This is a genomic window from Nonomuraea sp. NPDC005692 (assembly GCF_040631115.1).
Classification (GTDB): Bacteria; Actinomycetota; Actinomycetes; order Streptosporangiales; family Streptosporangiaceae; genus Nonomuraea.
In genome coordinates this window covers 133,408-148,466 of sequence record NZ_JBEXYU010000022.1, presented here as the reverse complement: position 1 = coordinate 148,466, position 15,059 = coordinate 133,408, and the positions used below count along the sequence as shown (strand labels likewise).

The following is a 15,059-nucleotide window of genomic DNA, read 5'->3' as shown; positions in this document are numbered from 1 at the left end:
GGTGACACGTCCGGGAGTGGTCGGTGCGATGGCTGGGGGCTTGGGCGGGGCCGCCCGTCGGTGGTTTCCGTCGGTGGCGGGCCCTTTCAGCGGCGGCACCCGCGCGTGACACTGGACGGCGTGTCCCCAGTCACGCGCGTTCCCGTGTTACGCGGCCGCGGCGCGGAGGAGAACGTCCTGCTGCGGCTGCTCGACGACGCCCGGACCGGTTCCGGCGGGGCGCTGCTGCTGACCGGCGCGGCAGGCATGGGCAAGACGGCCCTGCTCGACCTGGCGGCCGCGCGGGCCTCCGGGTTCCGGGTGCTGCGGGTGTCGGGGGTGGAGTCGGAGTCGCGGATGCCGTACGCGGGGCTGCACGGCCTGTTGAGGCCGGTGTCCGCGGCCGTCGCGGCGCTGCCGGCCGCCCAGGCCCGCGCGCTGACCGAGGCCCTGGAGTCCGGGACCTGCGGGACGGGGCTCGCACTGCCCGCCGCCGTGCTCGGGCTGCTGTCGGCGGTCGCCGCCGAGCGTCCCGTACTGGCCTGCGTGGACGACGCCGACCGGCTGGACGCGGCGAGCCTGGACGCGCTCTCGTTCGTGGCCCGCCGCCTGTCCTGCGAACCGATCGCCATGCTCCTCACCACCAGACCCCCGGCCCCCGACGTACCGCCGCCAACCAGCACCTCCGCCTTCACCCCGGGCACGACGCCCCACACCGCCCCTCCCCCGCCCTCCCGTCCCGCCCCGTACGGCGAGCGGGAGCCCGAGGGGTTCGACGGCGGGGCGAGGCCGGGGTTCGAGGGGGTGCCCGCGCGGGAGTTGCGCGGGCTTGACGGGCCGGCGGTCCGGGAGCTGGCCGCGGATCTGGTGCCCGGCGGACTCGCCGAGGACCTGTCGGCCGCGCTCGACCAGATCGCCCGCGGAAACCCGCTGGCGCTGCGCGAGCTGATCGGTGCGCTCACCCCCGACCAGCGGGCCGGGCTCGCGGCGCCGCCCGCCGTCCTGCCTCCTGGTGGGCGGTTGTGGCGGGAGCACACGGGCGTGCTGACCCGGCTGCCCGCGCGTACGCGGTGGCTGTCGCTGCTGATCGCCGCCGATCCGGCCCTGGACGTGGCGACCCTGGCCAGGGCGGCGACCCCGGCGTGCGCGTTGTCCGTGCTCGAACCGGCCGAACGGGCGGGCGTCCTGCGGGCCGACGGGGACACGTTCGTGTTCCTGGAACCCGCGATGCGGGCGGTCACCTACCACGCGGCGTCGCTGGCCGAGCGCCGCCGTGCCCACCGCCTCCTCGCCGACCTGCTCACCCCGCCCCGGAGCCTGCCCGCGAACGCCGCCGGCGCGGAGGCGCCCGGCCCGGGAACGGGCGTCCCGGACGGGGGTCTTGTGGAGGTGGATGGGTGGCGGAGGTTGCGGGGAGCTTGGCATCGGGCTTGGGCGGGGGCTGGTGAGGAGAAGGTGGGGGACGAGCTGGCGCGGGCGGCGCTGGCCGTGCGGTGGACCGCCGGGAGCTCTGAGCCGTGCCTCGCCTCCGAGCGTCGTGCCGGGTTCCCCGAGCCCTATCTGGCGTTGGAGCGCGCCGCCGAGCTGACCGCTCATCCCGCGGTCAAGGCCGAGCGGCTGGCCGCCGCCGCCAGGCACGCCTGGGTGTCCGGACGTCCCCTGGCCGCGCGTTCCCTGCTGGCCCGGCTCAGGTCGCCCGGCGCGCCCGAGGAGCTGCGCGGCCACGTCCAGCTCCTGCGCGGCAGCCTGGAGCTGCTGGGCGGCGAGACCGGCAGCGCCCGCGAGGAGCTGCTGGCGGCGGCCCGCCGGCTGCTGGACAGCCACCGCCTGCTCGGCGTGCGGGCGCTGGTCCGCGCGGCGGACGCCAGCTACCGGGCGGGCGACAACCGGGCGTTCATCGCGATCGCCCGGCAGGCGGCGGCGCTGCGGCGTCCGGACGAGTCGGCGCCGGCGCAGCTCATGTTCGAGTACCTGGCGGGCATGGCCCACACCTTCAGCGGCCTGCACCAGGAGGCGGCCGGGCCGTTGCGGCGGGTGCTGGAGCTGGCCGGGTCGGTACACGACCCGGCCGTGCTCACCTGGGCCTGCGTGGCGGGCATGCTGCTGGGCGAGGACGCGGTGGCCCACCGGCTGTCGGCGCGGGCCGTGGAGGAGGCCCGGCTGCGCGGGGCCGCGTCGGCGGTGCCGCAGCTCCTGGAGTTCACGATCTACCCCGACGTCTGGATGGGCCGGTACGCCTCCGTCGCCGCGACCGCCGCGAAGGGCCTGCGGCTGGCCCGCGAGACGGGCCAGCTGAACACCGCCGCCCAGCACCTGGCCTGGCTGGCGATCAGCGCCGCCGTGGAGGGCGACCAGGAGACGTGCAGGATCCGCGCGGACGCCGCCATCGAGCTGGCCGACGCCCACGAGCTGGGCCTGGCAGGCGCGGTCGGCAACTGGGCGCTGGCCTGCCTCGACCTGGCCGCGGGCCGCGTGGCCGACGCCGCCGGCAGGCTGCGGGCCGAGCGGCGCAACCACCACGTCGTCATCAGGGTCATGTCCACCCCGCACTACATCGAGGCGGCCGCCCGCACCGGCGACCGCGAGCGGGCCGCGGCCGCCCTGCGGGTGCTCGAACGCTGGGTCGGCAGCACGCGCAGCCCCGACCTGCGGGCGCTGGTCGCGCGCTGCCGGGCGCTGCTGTCGGTGCGTCCGGGCGAGGCCGAGGAGCTGTTCCGGGACGCCCTGCGGCTGCACGGCCAGGGCGTCTGCGCGTTCGAGTCGGCCCGTACGCACCTGCTGCTGGGCAGCGCGCTGCGGCGCGACCGGCGGCCCGGCGCGGCCAGGAACCACCTGCACACGGCGCTGGAGACGTTCGAACGGCACGGCGCGCGGCTGTGGACCGAGCAGGCCAGGGCCGAGCTGCGGGCCTCCGGCGAGCCCGTCCGCCCGGCCGCGGAGGCGACGGTGTCGCAGCTCACCGCGCAGCAGGCGCAGATCGCCCGCATGGTGGCCGCGGGCGCCACCAACAAGGAGGTCGCCGAGCAGCTCTTCCTCAGCAGGCGCACGGTCGAGCACCATCTCAGGAACATCTTCAGCAAGCTCGGCATCCGCTCACGGGTGGAGCTGGTCAGGTTCATGTCCTGAGCGATGCCGCCGGAAGGACCCAGGTGAACGTACGACGTCCGCGTGCCCTGCTCGTCATGGACCCCGCCAGCTTCGCCGAGCAGTTCCACGAGCCGCAGTTACGGCGGCTGCGCGAGCTGGCCGAGGTCGGCGACCCCGTCTCGACCGCCGATCTGGACGCGCCCGCGGCACGGCGCGCGCTGAACGCGGCCGACGTGCTGGTGACGTCGTGGGGCTGCCCGCCGCTGACCGCCGAGCGCCTGGCGGAGGCGTCCCGGCTGCGCGCGGTCTTCCACTGCGCGGGCTCGGTACGCGGGTTCGTCACGGACGAGGTCTGGCGCCGCGGCCTCGTGGTCACCACCGCGGCCGCCGAGAACGCGATCCCGGTGGCCGAGTTCACCCTGGCCGCGATCGTCTTCGCCGGGAAGAAGGCCCCGTTCCTCGCCCAGGACGCGCGCCTGCACCGCGAGGACCGGTCCTACCTGGCCCGCCGCGGCGAGCTGTCCAACCGCGGCAGGACGGTCGGCGTCGTCGGCTTCTCGCGGACGGGCCGCCGGGTCGTGGACCTGCTGCGCGTGCTGGAGCCGGCCGAGGTGCTGGTCGCCGACCCGTACGCGGACGCGGACGAGGTGCGCGCGGCCGGCGCCCGCCTGGTGGCGCTGCCCGAGCTGCTGGCCCGCTGCGACGTGCTCACCCTGCACGTCCCGGCGCTCCCTGCCACCCGTCACCTGATCGGGGCCGCCGAGCTGGCCCTGCTGCGCGACGGCGCGACCTTGATCAACACCGCCCGCGGCTCGGTCGTGGACACCGCCGCGCTGGAGCGCGAGTGCGTGGCCGGCCGGATCGACGCCATCCTCGACGTCACCGACCCCGAGCCGCTGCCGGCCGGTTCGCCGCTGTACGACCTGCCCAACGTCATGCTCACCCCGCACGTCGCCGGCTCGCTCGGCTCGGAGACCCGGCGGCTGAGCGAGAGCGCGCTCGACGAGCTGGAACGGCACGTGTCGGGCCGTCCGCCGCGCGCCCCGGTGACCGCCGGCGACCTCGGCGTGAGCGCCTGAGCCGGACGGCGCGCGGCACGAGACCGGTGATTTCACCGATGCACGGCTGACAGTGTGTCCCGACAATGGCGACAGACAGCAGTCACCCCCGATGAGCAGGGAGTTCGACGACGTGCAGCTCTCCACCCCCCACTTCGGCGCGCGAACGTTCACCAAGCTCGCCCTGGCCGTCACGCTGCTCGCCGGCGGCGTCGCGACGGCCCCGGCCGCCCACGCGGCCGGCCCGTACGAGCGCGGCCCCGACCCGACGAGCGCGGTCCTGGAAGCCGCGCGCGGCCCGTTCGCGACCGCGGAGCTCAGCGTCTCGCGGCTGAGCGTCTCCGGCTTCGGCGGCGGGACGGTCTACTACCCGACCGACACCAGCCAGGGCACCTTCGGCGCGATCGCCATCTCGCCGGGCTACACGGCGACCTGGTCCAGCCTCGCCTGGCTGGGGCCGCGGATCGCCTCGCACGGGTTCGTGGTGATCGGCATCGAGACCACCACGATCTACGACCAGCCGGCCAGTCGCGGCCGCCAGCTCCTGGCCGCGCTGGACTACCTGACCTCGGGCAGCCCGACGGCCGTGCGGAGCAGGATCGATCCGTCCCGGCTCGCGGTGGCCGGACACTCCATGGGCGGCGGCGGCACGCTGGAGGCGGCCGACGCGCGCCCGTCGCTCCAGGCGGCGGTGCCGCTCGCGCCGTGGAACCTCACCAAGAGCTGGTCGGGCCTCCGGGTGCCGACGATGATCATCGGGGGTGAGGCCGACACGATCGCGCCGGTGGCGACCCACTCCGAGCCGTTCTACCAGTCGATCCCGTCGTCGGTGGAGAAGGCGTACCTGGAGCTGAACGGCGCCTCGCACTTCTTCCCGCAGGTCACCAACACCACGATGGCCAAGTCGATGGTGGCCTGGCTGAAGCGGTTCGTCGACGACGACACCCGCTACGACCAGTTCCTGTGCCCCGCCCCGCGCGGGACCGCGATCGAGGAGTACCGCGACACCTGCCCGATCACCTGACGGGCCGAGCCCCGGAGCCGGTGACGCCCGCCGCCACCGGCTCCTCCGGCGTTCCCGACAGTTCCCCGGCGTTCCCGGCTTCTCCGGCGTTCCCGACAGTTTCCCGGCGCACCCTCGCGAGCCACGCGAGCCGTGTGGCCCCGCGCGGCGAGCCACGCGAGCCGTGCGGTCCCGCGCGGACCGTGCGGGGCTACCGATCGGCCGCGGCGGAGCCGTGCGGCGAGGGATCTCCCTGACCGGCCGCGCCCCGGGGCTTCCAGCCGGCCGGCGGGTCCTCGCCCACCAGGCCGTCGACGGCCTCGCGGAGGAGGTCGGCGTGGCCGGTGTGGCGGCCGTACTCCTCGATGAGGTCGCACAGCAGGCGGCGCAGGCTGGCGTGGCGGCCGTCGGGCCAGGACAGGTGGACGAGCCGCGCCGGGCCGCCGTCGGCCAGCGCCGCGCCGATCCGGGCGCGTGAGCGCTCGACCGCGTCGTCCCACAGGGCGTAGAGGTCGGCGGGGCTGTCGTGCACGGCGGAGGTGAACGACCAGTCGGGGCCGTTCCAGTCGGCCGACTCCCACGGCTCGCCGAGCGGGGCGCCGGTCAGCCTGACGGTGGACAGATGGTCCTCGACCAGGGCCAGGTGTTTGAGCAGGCCGCCGAGGGTGAGCGCGGAGGCGCCGACGCGGGCCCGCAGCCCCTCGACGTCGAGGCCGTCGGCCTTCCAGCGGAAGGTCGTGCGGAGGCGGTCGAGCGTCCCGAGCAGGTGTTCGGCCTCGCTGCCCGCGATGGGCGGCTCCCAGGGGGTGTCACTGTCGGTCATGCAGACCACCGTAGGACTCGCCACCGACAAAAACCGGCGCCCTTCCCACGCGCCACGCCCTCCCGCAGGCCGCGCCCACCGCAGCGCGCCCGTCTCGCCGTACGCGCTGTGCCCACCGCACCGCAGGGTGCCCAACGGGCCACACCCCACCGCGCCCGTCTCGCCGTACGCGCGGTGCCGCGTTCGTCGCCGGGGGTCAGCGGAAGGCGGCGGCGTTGCGCCGGGCCCAGCCCGCGAACGTGCCGGGGGCCCGGCCGAGGATCTTCTCGACGTCGGGACTGACGGTCCGCTCGCGGACGTTGGGGGTGCCGAGGATGTCGAGGGTGGTGTCGGCGACGGGGGCCGGCATGAACGTGAGCATCTGGGCGCGGGCCTCCTCGCGGGACTGCTCGGTGAAGGTGACGGGCTCGCCGATGGCCTCGGCGATGGCCGCGGCCCGCTCGCGCGGGGTGGTGCGGGCGGGCCCGGTCAGCTCGTACGTCGCGGCAGCGTGGCCCGGCTCGGTGAGGACGGCGGCGGCCACTGCCGAGATGTCCTCCGGGTCGACGATCGGCAGGCCGACGTCGCCGAAGGGCGCGGCCACTTCACGGCCGGACCGGACGGACGGGGCCCAGGCGTAGGCGTTGGAGGCCAGGCCGCCCGGACGCAGGATCGTCCACTCGGCGCCGGAGTTCATGACGGCGTGCTCGAAGGCGGCGAAGGACTTGCCGTGCGAGACGGAGTCGGGGCGCGTGGCCACGCCCTGGGAGGAGAGCAGGACGATCCTGCCGGCCCCGGCGAACGGGGCGACCACGCGGGCCGGGTCCCCGGCCATCATCAGGTCGCCGCCGATGAGCAGGAAGACCGCGTCCGACGCGGCCGGCAGGTCGGCGGAGGGACGGGACAGGTCGGCGGCGACCGCGCGCACGCCGGACGGCACGTCGGACGGGGTGATGCGGCGCGACACGGCGGTCACCTCGTGGCCCTGCTCGGCGAGCAGGCGGACCAGCGTGCGGCCGACGTTCCCGGTGGCGCCCGTGACAACGAACATGGTGGTTCTCCTCAGTCATTAGTTAGTTGCCTGACTAAGAAGAACCGTAGCACAGAAACTAAGTCAGACAACTAACTTCAATCGGGGAAGGTGTGAGAGCCACCCACGCCGGGGACATCTGGGCAAATGGGGACGGCGTTCGCCACGGCGGCACTGGCCGGGCAAGGATGGACCCAGCTGGGAGAACTGGGCCTGGCCCTGCTGCTGTCGGCTGCCATCGGGCTCGAACGCGAGGTCCGCCAGAAGAGCGCCGGCCTGCGCACCCACACGCTGGTCGGCTTCGCCTCCGCGCTGATCATGCTGGTGTCCAAGTACGGCTTCGCCGACGTCCTGGGCGACAACGTCACGCTCGACCCCTCCCGGGTGGCCGCGCAGATCGTGTCGGGCATCGGGTTCATCGGCGGCGGCCTGATCTTCGTCCGCCGGGACGCGGTGCGCGGCCTCACCACCGCCGCGGTGGTCTGGCTGACCTGCGCGGTCGGCATGGCCGCCGGGGCCGGACTGTGGCTGCTGGCGGTCGCCGTCACCGCCGGCCACTTCCTGGTCCTGTTCGCCTTCACCCCGCTCAGCGCCCGGCTGCCCCGCTCGAAGTACGCCCAGTCGCGCCTGCACCTGACCTACCTCGACCGCCACGGCGCGCTCCGGCGGGTGCTGGCGCTGTGCAGCGACAGGGGCTTCGTCATCGCCGAGCTCACCCTGGAACGCGACCACCCGGGCAAGGACCGGGAGTCGATCTCGATCTGGCTCGTCGTCCAGGGCGCGGGGCCGGTCGAGGTGCTGATCACCGAGCTGCTGGAGATCGACGGCGTGCTCGGCGTCTCCAGCGTCGACCTCGACGTCACCACGCCCTGACACCGGCGGGAGCCGCACAACCGTTCAAGACCGGAGCCCGTCCCTGCCGCTACAACGGTGGCGGCGGGACACGGAGAGCGGGAGGGCGGATGGCCGCAACGGGATTCATCGGACTGGGGATCATGGGCCGGCCCATGGCGCTCAACCTGGTGCGGGCGGGCACACCGGTCGTGGTCTGGAACCGTACGGCCGCCGGGTGCGAGCCGCTGCGGGCGGCCGGCGCGCGGGTGGCGGCGAGCCCGGACGAGGTCTTCGCGCAGGCCAGGGTCGTGCTGCTCATGCTCGCCGACGAGGCCGCCGTGGACGCGGTGCTCGGGCGCGGCACGCCGCGGTTCGCGTCCATGGTCGCGGGGCGGATCGTGGTGCACATGGGCACGACGTCCCCGGCGTACTCGGCGGACCTGGGCGCGGCGGTGCGGGCGGCCGGCGGCGACTACGTCGAGGCGCCCGTGTCGGGCTCGCGCGGCCCGGCCGAGGCCGGGCGGCTGGTGGCGATGCTGGCCGGCGAGCCCGCGGCGGTCGAGGAGGTACGCCCCCTGCTCGCGCCGATGTGCGCGGGGACGATCGCGTGCGGCCCGGTCCCCGGCGGGCTGCTGATGAAGCTGGCGGTGAACATCTTCCTGATCACCATGGTCAGCGGCCTGGCCGAGGCCGCGCACTTCGCCGCCCGGCACGGCCTGGACCTGGACAGGTTCGCCCAGGTGCTCGACTCGGGCCCGATGGCCAGCGACGTGTCGCGGGGAAAGGTCCGCAAGCTGCTGGACGGCGACTTCGCCGCCCAGGCGGCCATCGCCGACGTGCTGAAGAACAACCGGCTCATCGCCGGGGCGGCGCGGGCGTCGGGCGTGGCCTCGCCGCTGATCGACGTCTGCCACGCGCTGTTCGCCGAGACCCTGGCGCTCGGGCACGGCACGCTGGACATGGTGGCCGTGGTCCGCGCGATCGAGGCCAGGACCGACGGCCGCCAGGTGAGCGCCGCGGCGGACGCGCCGGGCGTCAGGTGAGCGCCGGGGTCCATTCGCCGGGCGTCAAGGCGAGGGCCGCGGTCCATTCGCCGGGGGTGAGCCCGTAGGCGCGCTTGAACATGCGGGTCAGGTGGCTCTGGTCGGCGAAGCCCGCGCGCAGCGCAGCCTCCCGCAGCGGCAGGCCGCCGCGCATCGCCCGCCGGGCGACGTCGAGCTGCCGCATCGTCCTGAACCGGGTCGGGCTGGTGCCGAAGGCGGCGCGGAACTGGCGGGCGATCGTCCAGCGGTCGAGCCCCGAGACGCGTTCGAACTCGGCCACCGGGTGCCGGGTCGCGGGGTCGGCGGCGATGAGCTCGCGCACCCGTGCCAGCGCCTCGACCGCGAGGGGGTCGCGCCGCCGCCGGACGGGGACGTCGGCGTGGCACTCCAGGGCCGCCGCGACCAGCAGCGCCACCTCCAGCCGGGCCAGCTCCTCCAGGGGCTCGTCCAGGTGCCGCAGCCAGGCGAGCAACACCGGCGACATCCCCTCCGGCCGCACGACCGGGTCGGCGACGAACGGCAGCGCCCGGCCGCCCAGCGCCTCCTGGATCAGGTACGGGTCGACGTAGAAGATCCGGTAGCCGAAGCCCGCGTCGGTGCCCGCGGCCCCGTCGTGCAGCTCGTCGGGGTGCAGGACGTGCCACTCCCCCGGCAGGCATCGCCGCAGCTCGCCGCGGTAGCGGAAGGTCTGCACGCCGGCGAGCGTGACGCCGATCGCGTACGTGTCGTGGCGGTGGGGCGCGAACGCCTCGCCGACGAGCGAGGCCGCCAGCCGCTCGATGCCCTCGGCGGCCGGGCCGAAGCGCAACCGGTGTCCCGGCCGCCCCGCCCCGCCGCGGACAGGTCGTGTCTCCACCACCCCAGTGTCGGCCCAGTGCCGGCCGTCGAGCCAGGCCTCACCCCTGCGGCGCGGTCAGCGCCCGCGCGTCGTTGCCGACGATCGGGTTGCGCACGCTGCCGAGGCGTTCGGCCTCGACCTCGACGACGTCGCCGGGCCGCAGCAGCCACGGCGGGGTGCGCGCGTAGCCGACCCCGGCGGGCGTGCCGGTGGCCAGCAGGTCGCCGGGCCGCAGCGTGAACGTGCGCGAGATCAGGGCCAGCGTGTCGCCGACGCCGTAGACCATCTCGTCGGTACGCCCGTCCTGGACGACCTCGCCGTTCACCCGGGTCCGCACCCGCAGCCCCGCACGCAGGTCACCGACCTCGGACGCGGGCACCAGCGGGCCGAGCGGGCCGGAGCGGTCGGCGTTCTTGCCGAGGATCCATTGGCTGGTGAGCTTCTGCGCCCTGCGCGCGGTGAGGTCGTTGAAGACCGAGTAACCGGCGACCGCGGCCAGTGCCTCCTCCGGGTCCGCGTCCACCAGCGGCGCGCCTACGTACGCGACCACCTCGCCCTCCCAGTCCAGGCCGTCCTCGCCCGAGGGCACCGGCACCGGGACGCCGCCCACGGTCAGCGACCGCGTCCAGCGGGCGAACAGCGTCGGGTGCGGCGGCACGCCCTCCCCGGCGTAGGAGCCCTCGGCGACGTGCCTGAGGTAGTTCAGCCCGACGCAGATCACCCGGGCCTCCGGCAGCACCGGCGGCACGAGGGTGACCGACGCGACCGGGACCCGCTCCCCGTCCGGCTCGCGGGCCAGGAACGCGGCCGCGCCCGCCCAGAACCGCTCCAGCGGGGCGAGCACGGCGACCTCGGCCCCGTCGGCCGACAACGCGCCCGCCTCGACGCCCCCGGCGGCGTTCCGGCGGATCCCGACGATCCTCATCGCTCATCTCCTCAAGGCGGCGAAAACCTGCTAAAGGTTCGCAGGTTTTGTGATTGGATCCGGACTATGCCCTACCACCCCTCGCCCGGACAACCGGCCGCCGCGCTCGGACAGGGCGCGGGTACGCGGGCCGAGCGGCTGGCCGCCGCGCTCGACGACCGGATCAGATCGCGCGGGCTGGGTCCCGGGGAGCCGGTCGGCACGCTGGAGTCGCTGCGCGCGGAGACGGGCCTCGGTTACGCGACGGTCAGCGAGGCCGTCCGGCTGCTGCGCGACCGGGGCGTGCTGGAGATCCGGCCGGGCCGCGGCGGCGGGCTGTTCGTCGCCGACCCCGGCCCGGTGGTGCGGCTGCGGCACACCCTGCTCGGCGTCACCGAGGAGCCGGGCACGGTCGCCGACGCCGTCGAGCTGCGCGACCACCTGGAGGAGCTGATCGACGTCGGCGCCGCCCGCCACCGCACCCGCCGGGACGTCGCCGACCTGCGCCGCCTGCTGCGACGGCTGCGCGCCGCGCCCGGCTGGGACGCCTTCATGCGCGCCAACTGGGCCCTGCACGAGCGCATCGCCGCCATCAGCCCGAACGCCATGGCCCGGGCCGTCTACATCGGCACGCTCGGCCATCTGGGCGCCGCGTCCCCGCGCCCCGACGACGCGGCCGGCGCCGGCTACCGCGAGCTGCGCCACCAGATCCACGCCGACCTGGTCGAGGCGATCGCGGCCGGCGACGAGAGCGCCGTACGGGACGCCGTCGCCCGGCACAACACCACCGCCTGAGACAGACCGGAGAGCCCTCATGCCCGGCGAGTACCGCCAGTACCTGTTCCCGCACGACCACCCGCGGCTGGCCGGCGTACGCGGCCTCGACCCCTACGCCTACCGCGAGCTGGCCAGGAGACCGGGGACGTTCACCGGCGGCCTGATCGAGGGCTGGACCCCGCTGTACGGGAACGACTTCCGCGGCGTCACCGAGGACGGCGTCCTGCGGGACGGCCTGTACCCGCTGACACCGGCCGCCCCCGGCGAGGAGGCGCCGGTCGCCGCGATGGTGTCGGCCGCCCGCGACCTGCTGGCCTGCCTCGACGACGAGGGCCGCGAACGCCTCTCGCACGAGGTCGACGCCGTGGCCTGGCAGACCTGGGCCAATCCGGAGTTCATGCAGTTCGACACCGGCCTGCGGCTGGACCTGCGACCGCCGGCCGTCAGGGAGAAGGCGCTGGCGCTGGTGGCCGCCTCGCTCTCGCCCGAGGGCGGCCGGCTCGTCCGCGCGGTGATGCGGGTCAACGGCTTCCTGGGCGAGGTCGTCGGCCTGGAGACGATACTCAACGAGTTCAGCTACAACTTCGCCCTCTACGGCACGCCCGACCCGCGGGCCCCCTGGGGCTGGCAGCTCTACGGCCACCACTGCGCGCTCAACTGCCTGGTCGTCGAGGGCCGCATGGCGCTGTCGCCGGTGTTCCTCGGCGCCGAGCCCGACGAGATCGACGCCGGTCCGCACGCCGGCCTGCGCGACCTGTTCGCCGACCGGGTCGCCCGCGGCCTCCGGCTGATGGCCGCCCTGCCCGAGGAGCAGCGCCGGCAGGCCGTCGTCTACGAGCGCATGGTCGACCCGGCGATGCCCGAGGGACGGGTGCACCCGGGGGACGAACGCCACCTGGCCGGGGCGTTCCAGGACAACCGCGTGATCCCGTTCGAGGGCGTACGGGTCGCCGCCATGCCCGCGCCGGCCCGGGAGCGCGCGCTGGCCGTCGCGGAGTCGTTCGTCGGCCTGCTCCCGGCGGGGCCGCGCGCCGCCCGGCTGCGGGAGATCGCCGCGCACCTCGACGAGACCTGGTTCTGCTGGATCGGCGGCCACCGGCCGGGCGACGTCTTCTACTACCGGCTGCAGTCACCGGTGATCGTCGCCGAGCTCGACCACCACCGCGGCGTCTTCCTCGACTACGACACGCCCAAGCCGTTCCACGTCCACACCGTGCTGCGCACGCCGCACGGCAACGACTACGGCCGCTCGTGGGTCCGGCAGTGGCGGGCGGGTCAGGACTCGGGCTGGAGGTAGACGACCGTGGACATCGGGACGCGTTCGCGAATGCGTCGTTCAGCCTTGGCCAGTGCCTCGGCCACGGCGTCCCCCTGGTCGGCGACGGTGACGCGGGCGGCGACGAGCAGTTCCTCCGGGCCCAGGTGCAGGGTGCGCAGGCGGGTGAAGGAGGCGACGGCGTCGTCCTCGCGCAGGGCCTCCTCGATGGCCCGCTGGACCTCCGGCGACGCCGACTCACCGATGATCATGCTCTTGGTCTCGGTGGCCAGGGTGACGGCCACGATGATCAGGAGCACGCCGATGGCGATCGAGCCGATGCCGTCGTAGACCGGGTCGCCGGTGACCAGCGCGAGCGTGACCCCGATGAGGGCGAAGGCCAGCCCGAGCAGGGCGGCGGTGTCCTCCAGCAGGACCACGGGCAGCTCGGGGGCCTTGGCCTCGCGGATGTAGCGCGCCCACGACCGGCCGCGGCGGGCCCGGTTGGCGTTGCGCACCGCCGTGCGCAGGGACAGGCCCTCCATGACGATCGCGCCCACCAGCACCCCGATCGCCCACGGCCAGCTCTCCAGCGGCTTCGGGTGGCTGATCTTCTCGTAACCCTCGTACAGGGCGAACAGGCCGCCGCCGAAGAACAGCACGACCGAGACCAGGAAGGCGTAGAAGTACCGCTCGCGTCCGTAACCGAAGGGATGGGACGGCGTGGGCCCGCGCTTGGCGCGGGACTGGCCGAGCAGCAGCAAGCCCTGGTTGCCCGAGTCGGCGAAGGAATGGATGCCTTCGGCGAGCATCGAGGACGAGCCGGTGAAGAAGAACGCCACGAACTTGGTCACGGCGATCCCCAGGTTGGCGGCCAGCGCCGCGTAGGTCGCCTCCTGCGAGCCCTTACCGCTCACGCCGTCCCCGCAACCGGTGCCGCAACCGGTGCTCGTACAGGCTGTCGCGTCATCACGTTCCTCCCGTGCGGGTGAGCTGTCGGATGCGTGCCTTTGCCCCGTGGGCCCGCGGGCACACCTTGATCCGGCGTCCGAATGGACATGCACAACGTGCATTGATGCGCGTCGTGCATCTTTGTAGGGTGGAACGGCCCGCACCCGAGAGAACAGGACGTGCCGATGAGCGACCGCAGCCTGACCGACGACTCCCCCGGCGCGAGCCCCACGGCGATGCGCCGGATCCTGCCCGCCGACCTGGTCGAGCGCGGCGGGTGCCCGTTCGACCCGCCGCCGGGCCTGCGGGAGCGGCGCGGCCAGGACCCGGTCCGGCCGGTGGAGCTGCTCAACGGCGCGCGGGCGTGGCTGGTCACCGGCTTCGACGAGGCCCGCACCGTCCTGTCGGACGCCCGCTTCAGCGCCGACCGGGTCCGCCACCGCGAGGCCACGTCGCTGCAGCCGCACGAGGTGGCCGAGCAGGCGGCCGGCGCCCTCCCGGCGGGCCCGTCCGTCGAGAGCCGCGAGGACGGCTTCTTCGTGTTCATGGACCCGCCCGAGCACACCCGCATCCGCCGGCTGCTGACCGGCCAGTTCACCGTACGGCGCATGCGGGAGCTGGAGGCCCGGGTCACCGAGATCGCGGTCGAGCACATCGAGGCGATGAAGGCGGCCGGCACGCAGGCCGACCTCGTGCCGTCGTTCGCGCTGCCGCTGCCGTCCCTGGTCATCTGCGAGCTGCTCGGCGTCGACTACGCCGACCGCGCCGAGTTCCAGGAACGCACCTCCGTCGGGCTGAACGCCAACTCCACCGACGAGGAGCGGGCCGTGGCGGGCGTCGAGCTGTACGCGTTCATGCAGCGGCTGGTGGCCGCCAAGCGCGCCGAGCCGGCCGACGACCTGCTGTCGGGGCTCGTCCACGACGCCGACCCGCCGCTGACCGACGCCCAGCTCGTGGATGTCGCCCTCGTCCTGCTCGGCGCGGGCCACGAGACCACCGCCAACATGCTGGGGCTCGGGGCCTTCGCCCTGCTGGAGCACCCCGCCCAGCTCGCCGCCCTGCGGGCGGACCCGTCCCTCGTCGACAACGCGGTCGAGGAGCTGCTGCGCTTCCTGAGCATCATCCAGCTCGGCGTCAGCCGCGTCACGACCGAGCCCGTCACGCTGGGCGGCGCCGACCTGCCCGCCGGCGCGACCGTCGTGATCGCCACGCCCGAGGTCAACCGCGACCCCCGCCACTGGCCCGACGCCGACCGCTTCGACGTCAACCGCGCCCGCGTCCCGCACCTGGCCTTCGGGCACGGCGTGCACCAGTGCCTGGGCCAGCAGCTCGCCCGGGTGGAGATGCGCATCGGCCTCAAGGAGCTGATCACCCGCCTGCCGGACCTGCGGCTGGGGGTGCCGGCCGACCAGGTGCCGGTGCGCAACGAGATGCTCATCTTCGGCGTGCACTCCCTGCCCGTCGCCTGGTCCTGACCGGGCGCGACGTGCGCCGGAGC

The 15,059-nt window shown here is 74.8% G+C and carries 13 protein-coding genes; 8 read left to right on the top strand and 5 right to left on the bottom strand.

The genetic code is table 11. From position 1 onward, the window contains the following. Window positions 1-120: 120 nt before the first annotated feature. The 3 genes from ABZ459_RS34980 (at window position 121) to ABZ459_RS34970 (ending at window position 5,148) form a co-directional block, all read left to right on the top strand. Window positions 121-3,105, top strand: coding sequence for a LuxR C-terminal-related transcriptional regulator (locus tag ABZ459_RS34980; RefSeq protein ID WP_357979539.1), 2,985 nt, complete (start codon window positions 121-123; stop codon window positions 3,103-3,105). A 23-nt stretch (window positions 3,106-3,128) separates the two neighbouring features. Continuing rightward, window positions 3,129-4,145 (top strand): hydroxyacid dehydrogenase, encoded by a 1,017-nt coding sequence (locus tag ABZ459_RS34975; protein WP_357979537.1) that lies wholly within the window; start codon window positions 3,129-3,131, stop codon window positions 4,143-4,145. 91 nt (window positions 4,146-4,236) lie between these two features. After that, window positions 4,237-5,148: an alpha/beta hydrolase gene (locus ABZ459_RS34970; protein ID WP_357979535.1), complete on the top strand. Its 912-nt coding sequence runs from the start codon at window positions 4,237-4,239 to the stop codon at window positions 5,146-5,148. Between the two features lie 190 nt (window positions 5,149-5,338). Here ABZ459_RS34970 and ABZ459_RS34965 read toward each other — a convergent pair whose 3' ends face one another. Further along, the gene (locus tag ABZ459_RS34965) at window positions 5,339-5,950 is read right to left on the bottom strand and encodes a DUF664 domain-containing protein (protein WP_357979533.1); all 612 of its coding nucleotides are present in this window, start codon (window positions 5,948-5,950) and stop codon (window positions 5,339-5,341) included. Between the two features lie 196 nt (window positions 5,951-6,146). After that, on the bottom strand, window positions 6,147-6,980 hold the full coding sequence (locus ABZ459_RS34960) for an NAD(P)H-binding protein (protein WP_357979531.1): 834 nt from the start codon (window positions 6,978-6,980) through the stop codon (window positions 6,147-6,149). 126 nt (window positions 6,981-7,106) lie between these two features. Between ABZ459_RS34960 and ABZ459_RS34955 the strand changes: the two genes are divergently transcribed. Then, window positions 7,107-7,832 (top strand): MgtC/SapB family protein, encoded by a 726-nt coding sequence (locus ABZ459_RS34955; protein ID WP_357979529.1) that lies wholly within the window; start codon window positions 7,107-7,109, stop codon window positions 7,830-7,832. A gap of 89 nt (window positions 7,833-7,921) precedes the next feature. Continuing rightward, window positions 7,922-8,836, top strand: coding sequence for an NAD(P)-dependent oxidoreductase (locus ABZ459_RS34950; RefSeq protein ID WP_357979527.1), 915 nt, complete (start codon window positions 7,922-7,924; stop codon window positions 8,834-8,836). Here ABZ459_RS34950 and ABZ459_RS34945 read toward each other — a convergent pair. Next, a complete protein-coding gene (locus ABZ459_RS34945; RefSeq protein ID WP_357979525.1) occupies window positions 8,829-9,692 on the bottom strand; it encodes an AraC family transcriptional regulator in 864 nt (287 codons plus the stop codon). The two genes, ABZ459_RS34950 and ABZ459_RS34945, sit on opposite strands and share 8 nt — an antisense overlap. Window positions 9,693-9,732: 40 nt before the next feature. Further along, complete coding sequence (locus tag ABZ459_RS34940) at window positions 9,733-10,599, bottom strand: fumarylacetoacetate hydrolase family protein (RefSeq protein ID WP_357979523.1); 867 nt, start codon at window positions 10,597-10,599, stop codon at window positions 9,733-9,735. Between the two features lie 66 nt (window positions 10,600-10,665). Between ABZ459_RS34940 and ABZ459_RS34935 the strand changes: the two genes are divergently transcribed. Both ABZ459_RS34935 and ABZ459_RS34930 read left to right on the top strand, forming a co-directional pair. Next, window positions 10,666-11,373, top strand: coding sequence for an FCD domain-containing protein (locus tag ABZ459_RS34935; protein ID WP_357979521.1), 708 nt, complete (start codon window positions 10,666-10,668; stop codon window positions 11,371-11,373). Between the two features lie 19 nt (window positions 11,374-11,392). After that, window positions 11,393-12,652 carry a DUF3500 domain-containing protein gene (locus ABZ459_RS34930; RefSeq protein ID WP_357979519.1) on the top strand — a complete coding sequence of 420 codons (1,260 nt, stop codon included), beginning with the start codon at window positions 11,393-11,395 and terminating at the stop codon, window positions 12,650-12,652. Here the strand turns inward: ABZ459_RS34930 and ABZ459_RS34925 are convergent. Beyond that, window positions 12,631-13,527, bottom strand: a complete 897-nt coding sequence (locus tag ABZ459_RS34925; RefSeq protein ID WP_357979517.1) for a cation diffusion facilitator family transporter — start codon at window positions 13,525-13,527, stop codon at window positions 12,631-12,633. The genes ABZ459_RS34930 and ABZ459_RS34925 overlap by 22 nt on opposite strands. A gap of 219 nt (window positions 13,528-13,746) precedes the next feature. On the opposite strand from ABZ459_RS34925, the gene ABZ459_RS34920 reads away from it, so the two are divergent. Beyond that, window positions 13,747-15,036, top strand: a complete 1,290-nt coding sequence (locus tag ABZ459_RS34920) for a cytochrome P450 (RefSeq protein ID WP_357979515.1) — start codon at window positions 13,747-13,749, stop codon at window positions 15,034-15,036. Window positions 15,037-15,059: the final 23 nt, after the last annotated feature.